Below are 23,814 nucleotides of genomic sequence, written 5' to 3' on the forward strand. Positions count from 1 at the left end.
TTATTTCCCTCTCTGGAGATCGAACCTGTGAATGAACGGCACTTTCCCTTTTGCTTTTCCGATCTCGACACCCCAGGTTGGGATGTCGCCGGTGCCGCTTTCCGTGAAAGCTTCGGGGCGGAATGCTCCGCCAGCCCACGGGCCGTTTTTCACATCGTGAATTTTTGAAAAATGAACGCCGTCTTCGGCGTACTGAACTGTGTTGATGATGTCTTTGGGCCCAGTCGTGCCGATCATCGCTGCGACTCCATTGCCGTGCGGCCAAACCAAGACTTCGTGATTGCCCGGGATCACTGGGGTCGCCTCGTGCTTCACGTAAGGGCCTTGCGGATGCTGGGCGATCGCTAGCCCCATTTGGGTTTGTCGTGCATTTTTGCCCAACTGCCGGCCTTTGTAGTAGAACCAATATTCTCCATCGCGAACGATCAAGCAGGCGTCATCCACCAAGTGGCTGTCAAAGTCGTTCGGGTTGTCGCTGTTCGTCAGTGCCGGGTTGCTCGTAAGTCGCTCCCACGGACCATCGGGCGAGTCCGATACCGCGATACCGATTTTCGAGTCGGGCTTCACCTTTGGGTTTTTCGAGATCCCTGTATAGAACAACCAGAACTTGCCCTCAGCGACCAGAATGTTCGGTGTGAAGACACTGGCCTCATCCCAGGCACCCGCGACGGGGCTCTTGTCGAGAGCCATCCCTTTTTCCGTCCAGTCGTGACCGTCCGAGGACGTTGCGTACCAGACCGTCGCGTTGTATCCACTCGACTGTGGGCCTTTGGAATACCAAACGTAGTACAGATCCCCGACTTTGATGATGTCGCTCGGGTCTCGACGCATCACGCCGTGCTCTGCACCGATGCCCTGGAGTGCAGTGTGCGAAACAGAGAGCGTTGGCACACCCGCTTGAGCCACCACAGCGGCAAAAAGGGGCAGGCATGCTATCAACAAGGATCTGAATGCGTTCATGTCTACGTCGAGTTAATCTTGCGGGTATGTCAGCTTGACCACGGTGTCGTATTTGTCCAGCGGTTCGTCGGCGAGCATCAATTTCAGGTTGTCGCCATCTTGTGCAAAGTCGACCTTTTGACCATTGGTTAGGTAGACAGCGGAGGTTACCGCAGACGTCAGTCCATTAACAGTGATAGAGCCCGATTCGGGCCAATCTAGGATATGGAGGTAAAGTGTTTGCCCGTCTTTACTGGCGGAAATGTCGCCCCACTGTGGTCTCGCGTCCAAAGGATTTCGGACGCTTGAGTAGATGGATTCGCCGTTGATTTTGAGCCAGTCACCGATCACGCCGTAAAGCCGAACGGCCTCAGGATCGAGGCGCCCGTTGCCCATCGGGCCGTTGTTGATCAGGGCATTGCCGCCTGCACAGACTGTGTGCACAAAACGATGGAGCATTTCCTCTTCGCTGTGGTAATAACAATTTCCCTTCGTTTTGTAGCCGAACGAGGAACTGACACTGTCAGGCGATTCGACGTAGAGCGGCAGTTTCGTGGTGGGGACTTCTTTATCGCCGATCGACACGTAGTCGTAGAGCGGAAGGTATTGCTGCTCAATTTTCGCTTTTCCGCTATGGATCAGCCGGGAATTGATCAGGCAGTCGGGCCGATATTTTCGAACCATGTCGCTGAACAGTTTCGCGCGTTCAAAATTGATCCCGACCGGAGTGTCAAACCAGATCAGATCGAGTTCATAGTTCTTCACCAATTCCTCGACCTGGGGAAGACTCTTTTTCTGAATGTAGCGATCCATGTCTTGATCGAAGTCGGCTGGCAGATCGGGATGGATGTCTCGCAGTGTGGCCCGTTGATTCAGGTAGGGAGCGTCCGGTTCATCCCAGTCCTGTGCATGAGAATAATACACACCGAATTTGAGGCCATGGCGATGACACGCTTCACTGAGTTCTTTGATGATATCCCGTTTGAACGGTGTGTAATCAACGATATTGTAATTGCTCACCATGGACTGAAAGAGTGCAAAACCATCGTGGTGCTTTGATGTGATCACGACATAGCGGATTCCAGAATCTGCAAACGTTTTTGCCCACTGGTCGGCATCAAATTCCGCCGGGTTAAATTGGGCGGCGACTTGGTGATACTCTTTTGCCGGGATCTTGGCTGAAATTTGGATCCACTCCGAGTAACGAAAATCGGAGCCACGGCCCTGGTATTCTCCTTCCAGGGATGAGTAGACGCCAAAGTGAATGAAGGCGCCGAATTTCGCGTCACGAAACCACTTCTCTTGCCGCGCTAGTGAATCAGCCGTTTGCTGTAGCGAATCGTCAAAGCGGTATTCAAAACGATGTTTCGGATTCGCTTTTCGTTGGGCTCGCTTCGCAGGTTCCTGTGCGTGCAATGGAAATAAGCCGCCCGCCATGACGACTAATGTCAGTATGAAGGATCTCATTGGTTTCGCCTTAAGTAGGGGTATCGAAATCTGAAGTTGTTTTAAGGAAGGAACAAACGTGTCGCCACTATCGGGCCGGTGTCAGAATCACTTCTCTTAGAAGCATCAGGCCCTGATCCCATTCGACTGCTTGAGGGTCAATTTCCAACGCTTTCACCATGAGCGTGTAACGACCGGGCGTTTCAAACTGAACTTCCCCAAGGCTCTCGACTTTGAAGGCAGCTTTGAACGGAGAAAGTCGACCTCTCTTAGTCACGCCCGCAGTGACATCATGCTCGAAAGTTTGTCCGGCAATTTTCACGGCGAATTTTCCGCTGTCCATCCAGCTCGAATAGTTGATTTTGATCTCATAGCTGCCTGGTTCGTCGACGACAATTTCCCACTGAGCCCAATCGGAAGGATTCGTCCAGCCTTTTAAGTTTTCACGCTGGCCGCCCGCGCCGGCGCCAAGCGAGAAATGCAGGTCGTCACCGTTGATTTCAGCAAAGGCAGAGGACAAAAAGTAGTCACCTACGCTCACGTCGGCATTGCCTTGCTGTGGGCGGAGGGGTCGGCTCAAGGGGCGAATTGGGTTGTCGACTACAGGCGGACGCTTCAACTCAACCTTGATCACGCTCATCAAAGGATCGACCGGCTTACGCGGGACGGACACCACGACATCACTACCGGACTGAGTAAACTTCAACGGAGCTGCGTCTGAGTCTCCGAGGAAGGTGATTTGATGGATGCCTGCATCAGGCTGGCCTTCGTTTAAGCCAGGGATGACGAGCCGGCCATCTTTTGGCCACTGCGCGATCTGGTAATACAGTGTGTTGTTTCGACGGGTGCACGTGCCCCATTCCAGCAAATAGTGGGGGCCACGCTCGACGCCATAAATTGACTCACCATACTTCCGAAGCCAATCGCCGAGTGGTTTGAGCTTTGCGACACTCACGGGAGGCAGCTCACCTTCGGGAGTCGGCCCCATGTTCATCAACAAATTGCCACCACGGGACACTGTATCGACCAGGTTGAGCAACGCCCACTCCATGGATTGTGAAGTATCTTTGCCTTTCCAGAACCAGCCGCCGTCAAATCGCTGGCAGCTTTCCCACAACCGATGATTGATGTTGTCACCAATGTAGGGCGTGAAATTTTCGCAAGAGCCGTAGTCACCATCACCCAAACGGCGCTGCCCGATACGATCGACCAACAGGATGTCAGGTTGTAGCTTGCGCACATGATCGCGGTATTCTGAGGCGCGTTCGTGGCTCCAGGTATTTACCCATTCGCCGTCCATCCACAAGGTAACGATCGGGCCGTAATTGGTGAGCAACTCGGTGGTTTGATCGAGCATGTATTGGTGGTAGTTCGCATACTTCGGGCTTCCGAGGTTCGCCGTGTAGTCGGGATGCTTGATGTCCCAAACGGAGTAATAAAACCCGAGCAACATGTCGTGTTTGGAACAAGCATCGGCCAGCTCTTTCATCGGGTCGCGGCCAAACGGCGTCGCGTCGATGATGTCATGTTGGGTGTACTGCGAATCAAACATGCAAAACCCGGAATGGTGCTTGGTCGTGATCACGATGTATCGGAAGCCAAGCTTTTTGGCAGTGAGCACCCAATCCTCAGCGTCAAATTTTACCGGATTGAAATTGCTCAATACTTCGTCGCTAATCACTGATTCTCCACCGGCCTTTTGCGGTCCCCAATGAAGGAAGAGCCCGAATTTCGCGTCTTTCCATCTCTGAACGCGTTTTGTTCGGTCCGCTTCTGACTCACCGGGAAACCCTGCCACAACAGGATCGCCCGACATGAACTGAGCGAACCATGGACGGTCCGACTTCGCTCGCGCACGAGACTCCATTGGATCCGGTTGAGCCAGGGCAATGGTTGGCAAGCCGAGAGTCGCCAACAAAGCAAGTGACCAAATTCGGTACATCGGTCGGTGTGGGGTAAAGGCTCGCGGGGACAAATCTCTTCTTTGACTTGCCATGAACGTTATTTGCTTGATCGGGGTTTGATGAAATTGGGGGAATTCAAATTGCCAGGGTACGCATTGGCAGGCCGGTCGCTTCCGGAACTGTTCCAATCTCCTAGTTCACGGCGAGTTTTCGTTGCCTGGTTCTGCAACGCTGCGGTTTGCTCTGGATGAGATAGCGACACATCACGTTTTTCCGAAATGTCGTCGGACAGATTGTTCAACACGATGTGGTCCAGGTTTCGATATTCGCCTTTGTTCCGGGCCCAGTGGACGAGATTCGCAGGCTCACGCGGCAGGTGTAGTTTCCACGAACCACTGCGAACCGCTTCAAGCGTTAGGCCATTGTAGTAAGCGAAGTCGGTTCGAGGGCTTTCGTCGACTTCGCCGCTCAGCAACGGCGTTGGGTCAAAGCCGTCATATTTTCGATCGGTAGGCAATGCGGCACCACTGACCGTAGCAATCGTGGGCAGGAGATCCAGTGACGACACCATCTCGTCACTCACCCGTCCCGCAGGGACTCGGCCCGGCCAACGGATCATTGCCGGCACGCGGTGACCGCCTTCCTTGGTGCTGTATTTCCCTTCCGATAAAGGTCCCGCCGAACCGGCAGGCAGCCAGGGACCGTTGTCGGATGCAAAGATTAGAAGCGTGTCTTTTTCAATATCGAGTTCCTTCAACATCGACATCACGAGCCCAATGTGATGATCCAGTTCACGTACCATTGCAGGCAAGGCTTTGGGATTCATCCTGCCTTTGTGTTTCTGAACGGAGGCCCATTCTTCAGGCGTGCAAAACTCCTTGTTAGGCGACCAGGGCCCATGCACCAGATAGTGTGCGAGATAAATGAAGAAAGGCTTCTGCTGCGCATGTTGCTGCTTCACGAAATCGATGGTCGCGTCGGTCAGTTTCTGATGCGCCGCGGCGAAACGGACCATGCCTTGCGGCTGCTCGTTGTGCAGCCAAATATTGGGTTTGCCGACCGGAAAGTTGTAATGGCTACCCACATACTCATCAAAGCCTTGCTGGCGGGGGCCATAGGGTTCGAGTTCGCCCAAGTGCCATTTGCCGAAAGCGGCAGTTGCGTAGCCAAGTGGCTGCAGCAACTCGGCGATTGTGATTTCGCTGAGCGGTAAGCCCACGTGCTCGTTCCAATCAGGATCTCTGCCGCCATTGGGGCAAACGGGCAGGCCGTTGCGTTGAGGATAACGACCGGTGAGCAGCGCCGCTCGGCTGGGAGAACAAACATTGCTCGCCGAAAGATAGTTTGTAAAACGTATCCCCTCGGCGGCCAGCTGGTCGATGTTCGGCGTCTGGGTTTCGGAGCCATAGCAGCCCAAGTCGCCGTAGCCCAAGTCGTCGGTGAGGATGATGATGACATTCGGCTTGGTGGCTGAAGCGGCAGGCACGAGGGTTGTCCCCAGGCAGATGCACGCAAACAAGCAGATGATTCGATTCACGAATTCTCTTTCATAGACTGATTGGATCAAATCCAGTTGCGGGGTACGCAAGCGGTTCGCATTTCCTGTCGACGTTTGGGGAGCGAGAACTCCAGAGAGCGAAACGCCCGTTCAAAAGACCCCACCACTTCACCGGAGATCGTTGAAACTAAAACCAGGGTTCGGTTGTAAGAGCGTGCCAAATGCCCTCATGCCGGTTGAGTTGTCAGCTTCCAAAGAAAAAAAGACGTCCAAGCGGCTCGTTGATATCAGAAGTGAAAATGCAGAGCCGTGTAGCACCGCGTTGGAGACATCGAGTGATTGAGTGCTCTTCTTAGCGGAACGGCGCAAGCCGTCCGGTCCCACGTTTCCGGACGGCTTGGGCCATTCCGCTACTAATGGAATCCCTCAACAGTCAATTCGACACTCCATATGACAATGTGGTCCGCGAGACGACACAATCAAGGAGGAAACGCGACTCTGGAGTAACGAAATGCGACGCATGTCCAGCGTGGGAAGCTCGCGGCAAAAAGAAATGAACTCGCCAGCGTGTGCCGCTCCGAGTGGCAGATTGTCGCGGTTGCGAATTTGGTCGGTTCTCACCCACAGCGAATGTTCCGCGTCATGCGCGAAAAGGGGCGATCATCGAGACTTCATGCGCCAGCTAACTGGCACGCCGCGGCCCTCGACGACGTGCGTTATCAGGGTCGGCTGGATCGCGTCTAGCAAGCGTGCGTTTACGTCTCGGCCTACGAAGCCTTCTTTCTCTTGGTTTGAGTGTTTAGTCCAGTTCGCTCGGCCCAGGCGATCCATGCTTCACTCAAACGACGAGTGAGTTCGGGGTGACTCGCGGCCAAATTAGTTGTCTCGCAACGGTCCTCACCAAGGTTGTAGAGTTCCCACTCTTTGACATCTTTTTGCCAGACCACTTTCCAGTCGCCTTCTCGGAGGGCGCGATTGCCAGCCCATTCCCAAGCGAGTTGCGCGTGTGGTTCGCGGTGCTCGCCGAGAAGGATCGGAAGCATGCTTTTGCCTTCCACCGGCAGGATATCGTGTCCTTCGTAGGTCGTCGGATACTCACCGCCAGCGAGTTCGAGCAAGGTAGGCATGATGTCGATGATGTGGGCCGGCTGACGAGTGATTTCGCCCGCTGGCACTCGGCCAGGCCACCACGCAATACACGGCGTGAGGATGCCACCCTCGCACGAGTGGCTTTTATGTTTCTTAAACGGCGTGTTCTGAGCCCAACCCCAAGCCGGTCCTACCGCCGCATAGTGGTCTTTGGGGCCAGGAATAATTTCAGGTCCACGGCCTCCGGGCTCTTCGGCGCATCCGCCATTGTCTGACAGGAAAAGAATCAGCGTATTGTCGGCAACTCCTGCTTGCTCTAACGCGGTGCGCAGACGTCCGATGTTTTGATCCATTGAGTCGATCATGGCTGCATAGACAGACATGCGTAGATCTTCGTGATCGTGATTGGCCGTCTCCCAGTCGTATGACCGCTTGTCTTCTTCGCTCAGTTGCCAGCTGTCGGTAGCCAGTCCCATGTCTTGGATCCGCTGCCATCGCTGCTCTCGCATTTTCAGCCACCCGCCCATGGCTTTGTACTTACCGCGATACTTGGCAATGTCTTCGGGCTTGGCGTGCAGCGGGTAGTGCGGCGCCGTGTAGGTGACATGAAGCAAAAACGGGCTGTCACTCTTGGCAAACTTCTGCACACATTCGACGGCGTGGTCGGTAAAGGCATCGGTCGTGTAAAAGTTCTCGGGGAACGAAGTGATCAGTTGATCGCGTTCGCCAAACTTGCGAACCTTGCCGCCCTTGTATGGCGGGTCGGGCATCGAAGGATCGAAGAAATTGCAGCAACCGTCGAGCAATCCGTAGAATTCATCAAAACCTCGATGATAAGGATGTGCTTCCTTTTGGCTGCCGAGGTGCCATTTGCCGCTCAACGCGGTTGAATAGCCTGCCAGCTTCATCGCTTCCCCAATCGTGACCATGTTCGTTCGCAGCAAGCCGCCTTTGTCGCGTCTTGGATAGAGTCCCGTGACGATCGACGCCCGCGTCGTTGTGCACTTGGCGTTGTTGTAGAACTGCGTGAATCGCATTCCTTCCGCTGCCAGTTGATTGAGATTGGGCGTGTCCACCTCACCTCCGTAGCAACCGATGTCAGACCAGCCCATGTCATCACACATGATCAGTACGACATTGGGAGATCGCTCGGCATCCTTCGCTAACGCGGATTCATCGCCAGCAAACAAGTAAAAGCATACAAAGAACAAACAGATCAATCGCATTAACATCATGAGTATTCTTTCTTCTCGGGCGGGGCGTTTGGGGGGACGGTTGGATTCGGGGGCATCACCCGAATCCACTCGAGATGCGAATTGTTGAGTATAGCAAGAAGGCATGCGTGTCGCTCTTGCCAAGCATATCAAATTAGCAACGGTGGCATGCGCATTTTGCCTTTCGATCCTCGCAGCGTCAGTTGTCGCTCGTCCGTTTCAGCCCACGGTGCTCGCCAAAAATAACACGACGGTGTTGTCGGCAAAATCGAGTTCGTCAAGCCATGGGTGAAGTGGGGCCGCGGGTCGCGATGTATTCAGATGTTTTGGCAATTCCCGCTACAAGAAATTCGCAAGCGCGAGAGACGGGTGCCGATAACACTGAATTGAAAATTCGTGAATGTTGCTAATTCGAGAGGGGCTTCGGATTATCAACAAACGCGGCGGGGCGACTGTTCTCAGCGATATCGGCTGCGAACGCGTCCATGTGAGTAACCAGTTTCTGCACCACATCTGGATGCGACTTGATGACATTGTTCTTCTCGCTAATATCAGTCTCCAAATTAAAGAGCTTCGCGGGGCGTCCTTGTTTGGTGTGGAGTTTCCACTTGCCGGATCTCACAGCCTGCAAATCGTTGCCTGAATGATAAAAGAACGCTTCGTGAGGCGTGGGAGCTGCACCGGAGAGTGTGGGCCAGATGTCTTTGCCATCGATGACGCGATCGGTTGGAATTTCGGCGCCGGCGAGTTTCGCGAAAGTGGGCAGCAAGTCCATCGTCGTCATTAATTCATCGTTTGGTTTGCCCGCGGGGATTTTTCCAGGCCAACGAATGACGGTTGGTTCACGCATGCCGCCTTCCAGCGTGCTGCCCTTCTTGCCGGACAGCGGTGTCGCCTTGCCAGGAATCGAGGGGCCGTTGTCAGAGGTGAAGATTACGAGGGTGTTGTCATCGATGCCGTTGTCTTTCAAGGCGTCGAGGATCTCCCCGACGGACCAATCGATTTCGCTGATGGCTTGTTTGAAGATCTTGTCGCGTGTTTTGTAATCGACTCCTTTCTCCTGTTCGAGTGCCGTCTTGATCTCATCAGATGCGTCTTCCATGAATGGCGGGGAGGCATGTAAAGGACGATGGGGAATCGGGTGCGGGACATAGAGAAAGAACGGAGTCTGCTTGTTTTGCTCGATGAACGCGACCGCGTGTTCCGTGATTCGCTTCGTCAGGTAGTCAGCGTCTGGATCCATCTCGATTACCGTTTCACCGTCGAGCAAAGGCAACGAGGGGAACTGGTGTTTCTTCTGGTTGCCATGAAAAGGGTGAATGTCATGGCTGTAGGGCAAACCAAAGAATTCGTCAAAACCCTGTCGCGTAGGCAGAAACTCCGGTTGATCGCCGAGGTGCCATTTGCCGAACATGCCCGTTTTGTATCCAGCCGACTTGAGGACTTCGGCGATCGTGATCTCCTCGGGGTTCAAACCTTTGCGGTCACTCGCCAGAAGCACACCGAAGTTGGAGCCCGTCGCCATCTCAATCCGTTTGGGATAGCAGCCTGTCATCAGTGCGGCACGCGAAGGGGTGCAAACCGGGGCGGCGACGTAAAAGTTCGTCAGTCTCGAGCCTTCCGCCGCCATCTGATCAATGCGAGGCGTGCTGACATGTTTCGCACCGTAGCAACTGAGGTCACCGTATCCTTGATCGTCGGTGAAGATGATGACAAAGTTGGGGCGAGTTGTTTCGATTGCATTCGATACCAAGGTCGTCGCAGAAACTATCGAGCGATTGGTATTCCCGTCCTGTCCGGCTGATGTGGCGGATTCGGTCCGTGCGACGGGCGGCAGCGGACTACTCGTTCCCGATTGGAGTGATGGTTTGGTCGGTTTTTTCTGAGGGCCGCCCTTCCTGCGAGTTGCCGCTTTCTCGGGGCGGTATGAATCGAGCAGCGCTTTCATTTGCGATGCCACTTCAGGGTTTTCGCGGTAGAGGTTTTGGGTCTGAGCGACGTCGTTCTCTAAGTCGTAGAGTTGAGCGGGAGGGGCATCCTTTTTGATTCGCCCGTTCTCGATATCGCTGTTCACGTTTCCGACAAACGACGCGCAGGCGGCACCACCGGCAGCATGAGTGCCAGGTTTGCCTTTAAACCCTCCCTCGTCTTGTGCATCGATATAGACCCATTTTCCTTTGCGTACCGCGAGATGGGACTGTCGATAGGGGCAAAGAATGAGGGTATCTCGCAATGGAGACTCAGGCTCACCAATCAGTGCAGGCAATACATTGACGCTGTCGGCGAGCGATTCTTTATCAAGGGTTTGCTGCGTGAGTTCGGCGAAGGTGGCCAACATATCGACGCCACTGATTAGCTGCGTCGAGGTGGTTCCCGGTTGGATGTGTCCGGGCCATCTCGCGATGAAGGGAACGCGATGCCCGCCTTCCCATGCGCCGAACTTAAAACCAAGCAATTCTCCGTTAGACCGGTGCCCCATGCTGAAGGCTTTCTGGCCTCCGTGGTTGAACATGCCACCGTTGTCGCTGGTGAAGATGACCAATGTATTATCTGCGATTCCTTTTTCTTCCAGCGTCGTCATGACTTCGCCAACGATCCAGTCGAGTTCGTGGATGAAGTCCCCATAGAGACCGCACTCACTGCTGCCTTGAAAACGCGGAGCCGGCGTGAACGGATGGTGAATGTTGGTCGTCGCGAAGTAGAGAAAGAAGGGATTGTCTGACTGTTCACGGATCCAGTCGGTCGCACGTTTGGCTAGCGTCGTCCCCAGTGTGAAGTCGTTGTAGAGCGAATGAGCGTTGCTTGCGCCGGTAAAAAAGTTTGGGACGCGATTGCCGTGCTCTGCGGTGAGGGGCGTGATTGGGGTAGCCTTGTTTCCAGCGTTTCTGCCTACATATACCAACGGGTCGTCAGCGACACGCCCGAAGACACGGTCATTTTCCACAAACACATACGGCGGCGCGCTGTTCACGAGCGGAACACCAAAGTAATAATCAAACCCGAGGTCGAGCGGCCCTGGGCGTAACGGTTGCTTCCAGTCATTGGTTCCGGTTCCGAACCCCAAGTGCCATTTGCCAATGGCTGCCGTGTTGTAACCACCGTCCTTGAATACATCGGCAATGGTGAGCGTTTCGGTATCAACTAGTAGTGGCGCGGTGACCGGTGCGGGCCCCCAAATGTTTTTGCGCATCGGATATTCACCTGTCAGCAATCCGTAGCGAGACGCTGTGCAAACCGCAGAGGCTGAATGAGCATCAGTGAAACGCCGGCCGTCCTTGGCCAGTTGATCGATATTCGGTGTCTTCACCTTTGTTGCGCCGTAGCATCCAACATCGCCGTAGCCCAGGTCATCGACAAAGATCAAAACGACATTAGGCGGATGTTCTGCCGCATCGGAGTACGTGACGAACTGCAGAAAAGAAAAAAGGAACAGGAAGAGTATCCGCAGAGGTTTTCCAATCTCGCTTTTGTCGTCGAATTCAGAAACGAAAGGCATGTTGATTCAACCGAGTGGGGAGTGTTTGAGTGAGGTTCGGCGCACATCCGGCGTGATGACCGAGGCAAATACAAGCGGCGTGAATATCCGATGGGGGCAGTATAGCTGGTGGCTGACTACGCGAACGGCAATATCGCCATCGACTCGCCGAGCGCGGACGTGGGAAACGCGGCGTCAGTGAAGGCGGTAAGCCAAGTTGTTATCCAATATCACGCATGCCCAGTGGAATGATCTGCGGCACGCTTACGGCGAGAGAAAGTGACGCTGTCTGGTTATTATGGCGTATTGCGCCCGTTTGCCGAGAACGGGATGCGACATCCGGTCAATGATTTGCGACATCGTGCACTGGAGCGTAGTGGTGGCTTCCAGCCGCCATCGTGTGCAAGGGGATGTGTGACTTCATCCAAGTCTATCACGCGGGCGTTTAGAAACCACGCTACCTTATTCGGAACCGGCGTCGTGGTGGCTTCTAGCCCTCAATCAAGCGAAGCTTGATTAACGGCTAGCGCGGCTATCGCATTCACCGCGTATGCAGGCAAACGCAGAGCAAAGCATGAAAGTGATTTCAGAACGAATAAACAGAACGGACTGTTAGTTCTCGTGAACGCTTCCTGCGTCGTTGACATGGGAGGGTTTGTTCAAACGCCCCATTTTTGACGCATCGAGCGGTTCGATTCCCAAGGTCAATGCCGGACTGCCGGGGCGGAAACTGAAGTCTCCCGTCGACGGATCATTGAACAACGGGTCTCCGACGAGGCTGCTCCGTTCCTTGTCAATCGCTCGCATTTTGGCGAAGTGCTCATCCATCCAGTGAGGGTTTGTTGGATGGTAGTACAGGTTCGCGTTCATCTCCGTGGAGGCGATTTTGGGGCCTCCCGAGGTCTGCCCGCTTCGCATCCTTTCGGAATGAGCGAGCCCACCGTCTGGATGCGAGATAACGATGTTGCGTTCGACTTTCGAGCCGGTTACCGGAACCCACTCAAAGCTGATGTAACCGTTTCTGGGCACGACCGTTTGATCCACGATGAAATTGTTGATGATGTCATTGGTGCCTTTGGATGCGATACCGGCTGCATGCCCGCCGTTTCGATAGAGTATGTTTCCGTAAATTAGCGTTTCGTGTTGGTCATCATCGCAGCGAATCGCCGCTGGCAAAGAGTGTGCCTGGTTATTGTGCACGTAGTTGTAGCGAATGATATTGCCTGTTCCAGTTCCGGAGACATAGATGCCGTTCCCATCGGAGAGCAATTGCACGGCATGTGAAATCTCGTTGAACTCAAAGAGATTGTGACGGGAATGGAGATACTTTTCACGAAGTTTCCAATTGTCATAGCCGCCCCGTCGCCTTCCCTCGTCGGGGTGAGCTAGCTCCTGATGACGTATCGTTTTGCTGCCGCCCTGGCGGGTGCTGATGACGACCGCACAATAACCGCTGTGGTGCAATTCGTTGTTCACGATCCGATTGTGTCCGCTTTGCCAAGCCCAAAGCCCCGGTGATTGCCAAGTGATTTCGCTGAAGTGATGCAGATGATTGTTGACGATGTCATTGTGGTGGTTGACGTCTTTGGTCCCGAGTCCATAGCCGACCAGCAAAATGCCGGCTTCGCCGAGATGAGCGAATTCGGAGTCGGAGATGCGGTTGCGTTGAGCGTGTAGATCGAGACGCACGCCCGTGCCACCGGAGTTTACAAATCGGCAATTTGTCACCTGGCAATCTTCCGCACCACGGAATCGGAGCAACGCGGTGGGGCGATCGAAGATGTCCCATGCGTGCTGCAATTCCCAGCCCGCAAGATCGTCTTCGCTGGTCCATGCCCATCGATCAGCGTGTGAAAAGGTCAGGCCGGAAAAGGCGATGCCGCGAACAGGAGTGTCGGTAGGACCGTCGAAGTCGATGTCGCCCTCAACTCGAATCAGTTCGCTAGTCGTCGGTGCGAGAATCCCGTGCGGGGATCCGTCGGTCGCCGGATCGGAAGGCCAGAGATAGATTTTGCGTGACTGAGTGTTGACCACCCACTCACCAGGCTCATCGAGTTCTTCCAAAACATTCTCGACCCAAACGGAAGCCGCAGAATCTCCCATCAGATTCAGCAAGTAGGATGGCAGGTTACCGATCCGGCCCGCGGCGGATACATGCGTTTTCGCAACACCTGCCGCTTCGTCGACCGATGAAAGCGGCAGCATGTTGATCTCATAGGCAACGCCCGGCCTCACTTGAATTTCCACGTCGTTCAAATTCGCCCAATTCTTCAATATCCCTTTTGGGAAATGCAATGTTCGGTTGTCGCCGTTTTTAGTCGGCAAAAAACCGTCTCCGCGGGCGCGATTTAACCGCCCCTCCGCATCATAAAGCGTGTAGAAACGATCCAATGATTTGGGGATGTCTGCGACCCAAACTTTGCCAACTGCATCTTCCGGCAATCCAGCCGGTGGGGAGGTCAATCGTTTCCAACCAACGACTGGCACACCACCACTCACGACCGGGGTTTCGCCCGGGAAGGCGGCGAAGGTCAGATGAGCGGGCCCCGAGGGGGATCCGGCGCCATACTTCTCCAATGCAGTGGCACCCGATGCTGTGGGCGAGCCGTCGGCAACGTCCAATACCAGCGTCCGCTTGAGTTGATGTCGTCCCGATCTCAGGTAGATCGTCGCGGGTTCGGTGTCACCCGCTTGACGTAACGCCCGCACCGCCGCGACAGCGTCAGCGAGTGATCGGTAGGGTCTCGCTACGCTGCCATCGGCTTGCACACTTCCATCGATGGCTACATAAACGTCCGCTGCAAATCCTTTTCCGGGAGTAGCGATGATGGTGAGTATCACGAGCCACTGAGCAATCAACGATTGCGGACGAAACAAAAACGATTCGAGTTTCATTTTAACTTTGCCATTTGGGGGATTGCCGTAGTCGCTGTGTCGTTAATTGAACGCTGCTATTGGAGTGTGATGCGAAATCCGATCGCATGTTTGCCTGGTAGCGTTTCTGGACGTTTGATGGTTAGCCCGTCGGGCGACCGAGTCCAATGAACTTGTTCATCGCTTCCCATGAGCGAGATCTGTGCGATTTCCTGGTCCAGCAAACCGCCGGTCGCGAGTGTACTGATGGTGATGTCGCTTGTTGGCAAAGCAAGAGCGAACGCGTACAGAGTGCCGTCCTTGGTGGTGAAGCGAATGTCTTCTTGGGTGAAGGAGTCATGATTTTCGCCTTGACGTCCGCCTTGAATTTTGAGCGGGCCTTCGCCGAAAATCTTCCAGGGACGACTTCCGTAGATTCCTTCGCCGTTGGTCTTGAGGAAGTCACCGAAGGCGTTCAGGTACGCGGCTTGGTTCTCGGGAACCGTTCCATCACCGCGTAGGGCGACGTTCATCATCACAACCCCGTTCTTGCTGATTGCGTCGATGGCGTTTCCGATCATGACCGGAATACTCATCCGGTTAACCGCCCCTTTGCGATAGAACCAACCGCCGGAGAGATCGGTTGCCCACATCCAGGGTTCGGGTTGGATATCGGCGGAGCTGCCGCGTTCGAGGTTGTAGGTGAAGGCGGCCTTGTTCAGGTTTCCGCTCTTGCAGGAAAACACGACGGTTTGATCGCCGTTGTTCTCTTTCAAATCTCGGTTGATGTATGACGAAAACAGTTTGACTCCGAGGCTGTTTCCTCTCTTTTCATCCGGAAACGGCGCGTCATTGTTGAACATGTCGGGATCGTATTTCTCGATGATCTCCCAACAACGTGCGTACCAGTGCCCGTTCCAACTGTCTTGGCTGGGATAGTTTTTGGGGTCGAACTCCATGTTGAACAGCTTCGACTCCAGCGTGCCTGGCGTCTGGTGTTTCCTTGCGGCATTGAAGAAGCGTGGTGACCAATACAGGTGCGTCGAGACTCCGAATTTGAGTCCATGTTTCGCGGCCGCCGCTTTCCATTCCTTCAACGTGTCTCGCTTCGGCCCCATGTTGACGGAGTTCCACGGATGGAATGAGTCGTACATGTCAAAGTTGTCGTGATGGCAGGCGACTGGCATCACGAACCGAGCACCGCAGTCCTTGAAGTATTTCACCAACGCATCTGGATCCCATTTCTCGCCCTTGAAGAGCGGCACCAAATCTTCGTACCCGAATTCGGAGGGCGGGCCGTAACGCTTTGTATGAAACGCCGTGAGTTCCTCTGTCATTTTCAACTGTCCGCCCGTTTCTCCGTCGTTGGGTCCGTACATCCGACGACCGTAATGCGATCCGTCGTTGGGCCGATTTTCATCGCTCGCGGAGGGGACTCCCCAATGCGTCCAAACACCAATCTTTCCATCGATAAACCACTCGGGAACGTCATAATGTTCCGCCATCGATTCCCACGTCGGTTTGATCTCCTGGCCAACGGCCAATTGCGACCACATGCACAGGGCTACGACTGCGATTGAAAGTGCAATTGATCGTGATTGTTCAGAGTCGGGGATGTCGAATTTCATGGTGTTTCTGTTTAAAGGAGGGTTAAGAGCGAGCGGGGACATTCGATTTCATGAAAACGTTTGTCAGTTCGCCGGTGTATCCTTCCACACAACTTCGCCCGTTTCGTTTTCAATATCGAGCCGAACGGACGCGTGGGCGAATTCGCGAGTGTAGGTGTAGCCGTCTCGCGTCGCCGGACCATTGGGAGGACCCAATGGACGATCATAGTCAGAAGGACGTTGCATCCATGTTTTGCTGGCTTTCGCGTCATAGCTGTCTTTTAGATCAAAGTAGCTGTACTTTTCGGCGCAGATAAGAAACATCGCCAACTGGTAGTCGAAACGGCTCTTCGCGTCGCCGCCCCGTCTCTGGCTTCTGTCAGCAGCATTGTTGAATCTAGCGGAAACCCTCGGAGTTTCATCCGCGTCTTGCTGGTTGCTGCCCAGTCCACAGGTGAATGCGACGATTGACCCTTGCTGAGCTGCTTTCTGAAACGCTTCCATGCCCTTGGCAACGTAGTCTTTCTTTGACATTCCCACGGCGCCTTCGAACCCCTCAATGTAGGATCCGTCTAACGCTTTCATGTAACTGAGTCCTGAATCCGGAAAGCGTGCTCGCAACACGTTGGCGATCATGAGTTTCTGCGGACCAAGCATCTTCCGCGTGTCGTTTATCATGGTCACGTAGCCTGCGAGCTCGGCGTTCTTTTTATCGCTCCCGATGACGCCCTTCAGGAAAGCGGGTTCCAGAATCTTGACCACACCATCGAGGAAAACGCCATCAATCGACGGATCAGAACAAACGTCATTCGCTGCGTTTATCCACCATTCACGCACGGCCGGGTTCGAAAGATCGTAGGCTTGGAGGCGGTCGCGGATAAGCTTGTCGTTGCCCTGGCCGTTAACCAGAAATGCTCCCTGAATAGCGTTGAGTTCTTTGTTAGCGGCGTAGCCACCGTAGTGCACGATCACATTTCGGTAATACAGGATTTTGGTATCAGGGTTGATCGCTTTGACAGCCCGAGCCGCCGTGAGCGTTCCCGCTTCGCATGACCCTGAATCTGTTGTGCCGGTGCTTTTTTCGAACGTGATGAGCGGAAACGTCGCCAAGTAGCGAATTTCCTCGTCGGTAAACGCGGTGTCCTTGCGGATATGAACATATAGGGGAACGTGGTCCCAAGAGAAGTCTGGCATCCGCTCGCGATCCGCCGGAGGCGCCGACGGTTCAACCGCTCGAACCGAGTTGTTCGGTGTAAGCAAGATCGCCAGGAAGGCAAACACGCAAATGGGTTTCATGCTGATTTCTCTCTACAAGGTTTCATTGATTCTGCTGGCTACGATTGCCTAGCATGCGGAGCATCCGTTTTGGGGCATCCAGCAAGTTCTCTCCAATGCCGTCGGCTTCCGTCGCCAGCGTCACCCCGTTAGCGGTGTTCTGGACTTTTCAATACACCGCGATCAGTTCTCAGGGCTTCTGGTGATGGCGGTCCAGAACCAACGCACTTGTTAGAAGCGGATGCAAACAAACGGTTATTGTTAGTTCTCTTCAGCTAGCTCTCTCTCTGCTTCTGCCTCCATTTCTTTGAGTCGTGTTTCGTAGTCTTCAATTTCACTGATGGGAATGCCTTCAGTTACTGATTTAGGTTGATCTTCTCCACAGCCGGCTAGGAAGATCAGTGACATCGCAGTGAGAAGCAAAGGGAGTGATAAGGAAAGAGTTTTCATAGGAGTTCGTAGCCAATCAAATCGAATAGTAAACTTGGAATGAACGTGAAACTATGCTGCCCAAAAAGTCAACAATCGGAAGCGAAAACCGGAGACGAGAGCAAGACTCAGCGTCTCCGGGTGTTTGTGTCACCAAGTCAAAGCGACTTAGTTCCGGTGTTACAGGCTCTCAGTTTCTTTGCCGCCGCGAGTACCGAGTGCTCCCCAAAGTCCATAGGGGCTCTTGTTTCCGGGGGCCCGATCTCCGGTAGCGCCATGCCATACCATGCCGGCATTTCGGTTTCCGGCTTCGATCGAATCGGTAATGAAGACCACGGCTCCATCTCCCATCAGAACGTGAGCACCACCGACGTGCCGGCTAGACATGGGCGCGGGGAATGATAGGTCCTTGGCATTGTGGCGTCCGCAGTACACGTCATTGGGTGGCAAGACGGTGAAGCAGCCTGTAAACATTTGTTTGGCTTCGGCCCACTTGAAGCCGCGGGAATGGTCTGGGGTTGCGCCACCGTTGAGCCAGAATTGTGGTCGCTCGGGATCCTTGAATGAATCACAGGCTGCGGGGTTGTCTCTCACCGCCGCGATGGATCCGTTGTTGCCGCCCAAGGTGGAGCCATCGTTCGGGGCGCTAGTCGAAATCGCGCCATCACCTAGATCGGTTGCGATTTCGCCCATCGCAATGGTGTTCGACAATCCGTCGAGAATGTCGCGGAAACGGGTCGGCTGATAGTATGGCCGATAAAATCCGCGGTGAGCGGCACGGCAGGATTCTTGGCGTGCTGGGCTGAGTCGTCGGTTATTCCACGGACCAAAACGGGTGTGGTAGGTGCTGTCGCCTAAGCAGGCTGCATAGTTGGTTCGTCCGAGAGCGGGTAGGCCCACACCTGGGTCGCTCGGGCAGCGGTAAGTTGGAATCTCGTACGTCCAAGGGAGGTACTGTATGGTTCCCGGAGTTGGCCCCATCGCCGGCCATGGATTGGTCGGCGTCCCAATTGCCGCCGCGGTGTCACCGTCAGCCCGTCGTGAATTTGGGTTTGTGATTTCTCCCCAGATCCCCTGTTGTTCAACGAACGGCAGGATTCCGACAAGCGTGCTAAGTCGTTTGCTGTTGGTTCTGTTGTTCTCTGCCCAATAGGCGTTTTTGTCACCGCTGCCGATTTGCAATACAGTGCCGGTACCGTGCGTGGGGATTTGCTTGTACGCAGAGTGATAGTTGTGAATGCCCAAGCCGATCTGTTTGAAGTTATTACTGCAGCTCATTCGGCGAGCGGCCTCGCGGGCGGCCTGCACTGCAGGCAACAGCAATCCCACCAGAACGCCGATAATGGCGATGACGACGAGTAGTTCAACAAGTGTGAACCCGGACCGACGTTTTCGGAAACTCATAAAGAACCTCATTGTGAAAAGAGAAGAGAAGTCGAAGGCAAGCTCAAGAGTCTTCCACGACGACCTTGCAACGTGACTGCTTCTCAATCGGTGGCGATTGACAATAAGCGAACGCGTTGAAGGGCCACTGTGGCAACGCAGGAATGAAAAGGCGTTCACCTGTTGGGAACTTGGCGTTACGTTCAGACCTCCGAGATTGCCGCTGGCAATTGCCACAGCGAAAGGGTTTGAGGTTGTGGTAACTGCCTGTCCGAAGGAAAACAAAACGAGATTGAGGCGTGTAAAAATCAATTCATGCATTGATTTCATCATGAGCTCGCGACCGTGCGTCTTGTTGTCTAGGAATCCCTAGCGACGCTTTACTGAGTCTCATGGTACCCTTGTGTGTGTTCCTGTCTGTCGTCCGTAGGAATGACACGGTCGGATTTTTTCGTGAGCACCCGTATGTGAACGACTCAACACCTTTGCGGCTGGTTCACTCGTTCATCGGCGTTTCGATTAAGCCAGGGCGCGCGACAGCGGAGCAGCAGCCTCGATGGACCAGTCCGACTCAGATCGGCTGGCTAACAATGTCAAGAACGGCTTATCACGATAGGAGCGTCGGATGGAGGAGATAGGCCGTCAGCTTGAATTGATGCAAACGACCGGATTGCAGATGCGTCGGAGACAACCGCCATGTGTCTCGCTGAGTCCATTCGAATCTCAGGTTATGCCTATCAATGATCGACGAAGAATTGGACACTTCGATTAACGATGACTTCGAAGGACGGTTCGATATCGGCATCGACTTTGCGCCAGTTGTGTCCGGCATTGTGGATGATGAGGACCTCTACTGGTGCGTTTAACTCTTTCGCTTTTGATTGCATGTGCAGAGCATGCATGACCGGAATGGTGGTGTCTTTATCGCCTTGAATCATCAGCAGCGGCGGACTGTCCTTGGTCAAATAGTTGATGGGACTCATTTCGCGGTAGAGCGCGAGTTTGTCTTCGGTGCTCGCACCGCTATTGTGGATGCGAGCTCCGAAGCGATCGGGATTTTTGGTCGGATCCGAGGTTTTGAATAGCTCGACGTTCTCGAAGTCGCATGGACCATACCAGGAAACGCCAGCAACAACGTTGTAGGAAACTTTCGCAAGATTCACATCACCCGGAAGACTATGTGGAGGAGATAGCAACAACATCTGTGCAATTTGTCCGCCAGCGGAATCTCCCATTACAAAAAATCGCGTTGGATCCAACTTCAATGAATCGCTGTTTTTGCAGAGATATCTGACCGCGTCTTTGCAATCGGTCACGCAGTCCCGCATCAAGACGCCGCTGCCGTTTCTTGCCAGCCGGTAATCGACCGATGCCACGCAAAAGCCCTTCTCGATCAGTTTTGTAAACAGTGGCTCGAATAACGGCTTGGTGACTCCGTGCCTGTTGCCTGCCGCCCATCCTCCTCCGTGCGTATAGATGACTAGCGGGCAATTGCCGTCAGCGCCGCCGGTCGGATAGTAGAGATCCAAGCACAACTGCTTGCGATCGACTTGCTTATAAACGACGTTGAGCATTCGCTCGCCAGCCGTCTCAAGATAGGAGGCGTTTTTCGCTTTCGGTTTTTTTGCGTCTTGCGAAAATGCGGGGGCCGTTGATGTACAAACGACAACGGCAAGCAAGAAGGTGTGTCGCAGATTCATCTAGCGGGCTTTCAAGGCGATTAGCAAGGAAGAATGATTTTTGATGGGGAAGTCACACTGGTCGAACGTTCTCAAGGTCGCTCGTTGACGGATGTTCTGATGGATTCCGCTACGGTTCGCTGTTGAACGTTGCTTCGAGGGCGTAGCCGTTTTCACTGGTTTGGACGTTCGAGAAATCGATTTCCAACGCCTCGGACGTTTGTTTCCAGGTCAATGACGTGTCGCTGCCAAGCAAACGCAATTGAGTGATCTGGCCAGCCGATTGGTTGAGCGAGAAAATCCGAGTCGCGTCGTTCGGCGGTGCAAGTGACATCGCGTAGACCTTATTGCCTTTCACGCTGAACCAAAATTCGGTCGGAAGTGAAGATACATTCTTAATTTGGGTCACGCCTTCGCTGAACGTCGTCCATCGATTTGTTCCGAAGATTGCGTCGGCGTTGGTGTGCACCCACTGCCCCATTTCAAGGAACCGTTCGACGCAAGGTTGGGGGACTCGGCCTTTTCCATCAGGGCCGATGTTAAGAAGATAGTTGCCGCCCTTCGATACGATATCAACGAAGTTGCGGAGCAGTTGATTGGAAGATTTCCATTGATGGTCGTGAGCCTTATAACCCCAGGAATGATTGGCCGTTCCGCACGTTTCAAAGTGTTTGTCCGCCAAGTCGTTTTCGCCGGGCGTTTTGTTGTCACCGGCATCGACATAGTCGCCGAAGTCATAGCCGACGCGGCGGTTGATGATGATGCTGGGGTTCAGCTCATAAACCAGCTTGTAGAAATCAAACGCTTGTTTTTCAGTAATCAGCCCTTCGCCGTCGAACCAGATCAGGCGCAGGTCCGGCAATCGCTGGATCAGTTCAGTGATTTGCGGATAAGCTTTGTTTTTTAGATAGTCCGCGTGATCGGTGGGACTTGGATCCCACAGGTTTTTGCCTTGCTCTCGGGTGGGCACACCCAATGAATCGTTGCGAGCCTTCACGTTGGCGTAGTTGCCATCGCCTCCTTCTCCCCAGTCGTTACCGTGCGAGTAGTAGACGCCGAACTCAAGACCTTCGGCCCGACAGGCATCGTAAAGTTCTCGGATTAGATCGCCGCTGTAGTTCGTCGCATCCGTGATATCGAATTCCGAATGGTTGGAATCGAATAAAGCAAATCCGTCATGGTGTTTTGCCGTGATGACGACGTATTTCATGCCCGTTTCTTTCGCCAGCCGAGCGATGTTGACGGCAAACGATGGATCGGGGAGGAAACCCTTGGCGTATTCGCGGTACTCGCGGCGCGAAATCTGGAACGCGTTCATGAGCCATTCGGCCACCTTCGGTCCCTGGCCTTTTTCGATGCGGGTTCCTTTCCAAGATCCCGCCGCTTCCGCATAGACACCCCAGTGGATGAACATGCCGAAACGCGCGTCTTTGAACCATGCCAAAGCAGCCTGTTTTTCAGGCGATCGGTGCATCGCAATCCACTGGTCAAAGTAACTCTGTGAACTGACCTGGATTTTGGATTTCACGTACCCCGTCGGAACCAGCCGAACGCGTTTGATGGCTTTGGTGGAGGGAATGGAAAGAGTATGGGGGCCTGAGTCTTTAAACTCAGCGGGGCGGCTAAAGTCCCAGACCAATCCGTCTTCGATCACGTAGGACTTGTTCCAAACGCCGCTGAGCGGCAAATCATCGATCTTGATTGTGGTGGGTTGAGCCACGTCAGCATCGTCGATCGACGAGACCAACTGCACGGACAGCGAACCGGGCTGTTGAATATGGAAGTCCCCAACGAGTTGGTCTCCATCACCGCGCGCCTGGCTCATCTCCATCACGACACAGCCGTCCGACCGTTGGCTGACTTGCGTGTCTGCGTGGACCATGGTTGCCGTTAATATAACCAGCGGCGCGATTGCACGGCCGCGTTTTAACATCGAATGAAGCCATGGCATGAGTGTCGGCCTCTGAGTTCTGTAGCTAGTCGGCATGGTGGGTGTAGGCTCCTGCGTGTTTGTTGAAGGAAACCGTTCTCCTGAGCGAAAGTCTCTCCAAAGGGGCGGAGAGGAGAAGCGTTGTTCGGCTTCGCCTCTCTCCTCGCTTCGCTCGATCTTCCCGGAGGGGATAGGGGTGTTCGGTCTTCAAGCACGTTCTAAGACGATTCTGTTCGATCGCCCCGACTTCTATTTTACGGCATTGCAGGGTGGAAACGCTGCTCAGAGGCGGCGAATTTCCTGCTGACCCCGGTTTAGTGGTCGCGTGCCTTCCGCCTGTCGTCCGTACGAACGACACCCTGGTATATCTCGAGGGGCGACAAATTGCCTGTTGAAGCGTTTCACAACGGCGCCATCGAGCTGCTGGATACTCAGCTAAGCAGGTAGGTAGGAATCATTGGGCAAAATCCGATGAGCCATCTGGGCATTAGCCTGGACTGCTAACTCTCTGGACCGCTAAATCGTAGCGTTGACGTGGAAATACAAGGCCACGCCAGTATTGCTTCCATTCCAAGTCGCGATAGCGACGACATACGAAAGCCCCGGACGCGAGTCCGGGGAGGACGTCGCCCCAAGCAACCCCAAGGCGCGAAGCGACGACAGATGTCATTCTTGTGGTCCAATTCGGCAACGCGTGAGTCTTTCGTCGCAAACCAACGACATGCAACTGCGCCGGACTCCAGTCCGGGGGACGGCATCGCCCCAAACGCTTTCACGCAACCATCCGCGTCAAGTCAGTTGCGCCAAGTACCGATTAAGACGAAGATTAGGATTAAGATCAACCAACCTTCCTCACAATCTTAATCATACTCTTAATCCTAATCTCTCCCCCCGCACGCAACCCTCCTTTCACTCCCGACACCCAAGAGCATCGCCACCAGAAGGCGGATCGGCGGTATTTCGCAGCGTTCACTTGCAACGGCGTCAAACCAGTCGCGTCAACTTGGGATTAAGAATAAGAGCAAGATTAGGATTAAGCATGTCTGCAGGAATCATCTGGCGAAACTGCCGCGAACTGTAGGCCGGACCCAGG

The 23,814-nt window shown here is 54.1% G+C and carries 13 protein-coding genes; all 13 read right to left on the reverse strand.

Annotated elements, in window-relative coordinates:
- Nucleotides 1-960: a family 43 glycosylhydrolase gene (locus tag NB063_RS03135; RefSeq protein WP_250927288.1), complete on the reverse strand. Its 960-nt coding sequence runs from the start codon at nt 958-960 to the stop codon at nt 1-3.
- Between the two features lie 12 nt (nt 961-972).
- Entirely contained in the window at nt 973-2,406 is a 1,434-nt protein-coding gene (locus tag NB063_RS03140) for an alpha-L-fucosidase (protein ID WP_250927289.1), read from the reverse strand.
- Nucleotides 2,407-2,473: 67 nt separating this feature from the next.
- Complete coding sequence (locus tag NB063_RS03145; RefSeq protein WP_250927290.1) at nt 2,474-4,327, reverse strand: alpha-L-fucosidase; 1,854 nt, start codon at nt 4,325-4,327, stop codon at nt 2,474-2,476.
- Nucleotides 4,328-4,386: 59 nt separating this feature from the next.
- Entirely contained in the window at nt 4,387-5,826 is a 1,440-nt protein-coding gene (locus NB063_RS03150; RefSeq protein ID WP_250927291.1) for a sulfatase-like hydrolase/transferase, read from the reverse strand.
- Nucleotides 5,827-6,554: 728 nt separating this feature from the next.
- Nucleotides 6,555-8,111: an arylsulfatase gene (locus tag NB063_RS03155; RefSeq protein WP_250927292.1), complete on the reverse strand. Its 1,557-nt coding sequence runs from the start codon at nt 8,109-8,111 to the stop codon at nt 6,555-6,557.
- 385 nt (nt 8,112-8,496) lie between these two features.
- The gene (locus tag NB063_RS03160) at nt 8,497-11,586 is read right to left on the reverse strand and encodes a sulfatase-like hydrolase/transferase (RefSeq protein WP_250927293.1); all 3,090 of its coding nucleotides are present in this window, start codon (nt 11,584-11,586) and stop codon (nt 8,497-8,499) included.
- A 591-nt stretch (nt 11,587-12,177) separates the two neighbouring features.
- Complete coding sequence (locus tag NB063_RS03165; protein ID WP_250927294.1) at nt 12,178-14,460, reverse strand: right-handed parallel beta-helix repeat-containing protein; 2,283 nt, start codon at nt 14,458-14,460, stop codon at nt 12,178-12,180.
- 56 nt (nt 14,461-14,516) lie between these two features.
- On the reverse strand, nt 14,517-16,046 hold the full coding sequence (locus NB063_RS03170) for an alpha-L-fucosidase (protein ID WP_250927295.1): 1,530 nt from the start codon (nt 16,044-16,046) through the stop codon (nt 14,517-14,519).
- A 63-nt stretch (nt 16,047-16,109) separates the two neighbouring features.
- Complete coding sequence (locus NB063_RS03175; RefSeq protein WP_250927296.1) at nt 16,110-17,321, reverse strand: putative glycoside hydrolase; 1,212 nt, start codon at nt 17,319-17,321, stop codon at nt 16,110-16,112.
- Between the two features lie 240 nt (nt 17,322-17,561).
- The gene (locus NB063_RS03180) at nt 17,562-17,750 is read right to left on the reverse strand and encodes a hypothetical protein (protein ID WP_250927297.1); all 189 of its coding nucleotides are present in this window, start codon (nt 17,748-17,750) and stop codon (nt 17,562-17,564) included.
- Nucleotides 17,751-17,909: 159 nt separating this feature from the next.
- A complete protein-coding gene (locus tag NB063_RS03185; protein ID WP_250927298.1) occupies nt 17,910-19,133 on the reverse strand; it encodes a DUF1559 domain-containing protein in 1,224 nt (407 codons plus the stop codon).
- Nucleotides 19,134-19,849: 716 nt separating this feature from the next.
- Nucleotides 19,850-20,812: an alpha/beta hydrolase gene (locus NB063_RS03190; protein ID WP_250927299.1), complete on the reverse strand. Its 963-nt coding sequence runs from the start codon at nt 20,810-20,812 to the stop codon at nt 19,850-19,852.
- A 109-nt stretch (nt 20,813-20,921) separates the two neighbouring features.
- Nucleotides 20,922-22,742, reverse strand: a complete 1,821-nt coding sequence (locus tag NB063_RS03195) for an alpha-L-fucosidase (RefSeq protein ID WP_250927300.1) — start codon at nt 22,740-22,742, stop codon at nt 20,922-20,924.
- Between the last annotated feature and the right edge of the window lie 1,072 nt (nt 22,743-23,814).

It is taken from the genome of Aporhodopirellula aestuarii (assembly GCF_023701485.1).
Taxonomy (GTDB): Bacteria; Planctomycetota; Planctomycetia; order Pirellulales; family Pirellulaceae; genus Rhodopirellula; species Rhodopirellula aestuarii.

Excerpts from the sequence above, each read along its gene's own strand:
- NB063_RS03175 (WP_250927296.1), bottom strand. The coding sequence starts at position 17,321 with ATGAAACCCATTTGCGTGTTTGCCTTCCTGGCGATCTTGCTTACACCG.
- NB063_RS03170 (WP_250927295.1), bottom strand. The coding sequence starts at position 16,046 with ATGAAATTCGACATCCCCGACTCTGAACAATCACGATCAATTGCACTT.
- NB063_RS03155 (WP_250927292.1), bottom strand. The coding sequence starts at position 8,111 with ATGATGTTAATGCGATTGATCTGTTTGTTCTTTGTATGCTTTTACTTG.
- NB063_RS03140 (WP_250927289.1), bottom strand. The coding sequence starts at position 2,406 with ATGAGATCCTTCATACTGACATTAGTCGTCATGGCGGGCGGCTTATTT.
- NB063_RS03180 (WP_250927297.1), bottom strand. The coding sequence starts at position 17,750 with ATGAAAACTCTTTCCTTATCACTCCCTTTGCTTCTCACTGCGATGTCA.
- NB063_RS03135 (WP_250927288.1), bottom strand. The coding sequence starts at position 960 with ATGAACGCATTCAGATCCTTGTTGATAGCATGCCTGCCCCTTTTTGCC.
- NB063_RS03190 (WP_250927299.1), bottom strand. The coding sequence starts at position 20,812 with ATGAATCTGCGACACACCTTCTTGCTTGCCGTTGTCGTTTGTACATCA.
- NB063_RS03160 (WP_250927293.1), bottom strand. The coding sequence starts at position 11,586 with ATGCCTTTCGTTTCTGAATTCGACGACAAAAGCGAGATTGGAAAACCT.
- NB063_RS03145 (WP_250927290.1), bottom strand. The coding sequence starts at position 4,327 with ATGTACCGAATTTGGTCACTTGCTTTGTTGGCGACTCTCGGCTTGCCA.
- NB063_RS03165 (WP_250927294.1), bottom strand. The coding sequence starts at position 14,460 with ATGAAACTCGAATCGTTTTTGTTTCGTCCGCAATCGTTGATTGCTCAG.
- NB063_RS03195 (WP_250927300.1), bottom strand. The coding sequence starts at position 22,742 with ATGCCATGGCTTCATTCGATGTTAAAACGCGGCCGTGCAATCGCGCCG.
- NB063_RS03185 (WP_250927298.1), bottom strand. The coding sequence starts at position 19,133 with ATGAGTTTCCGAAAACGTCGGTCCGGGTTCACACTTGTTGAACTACTC.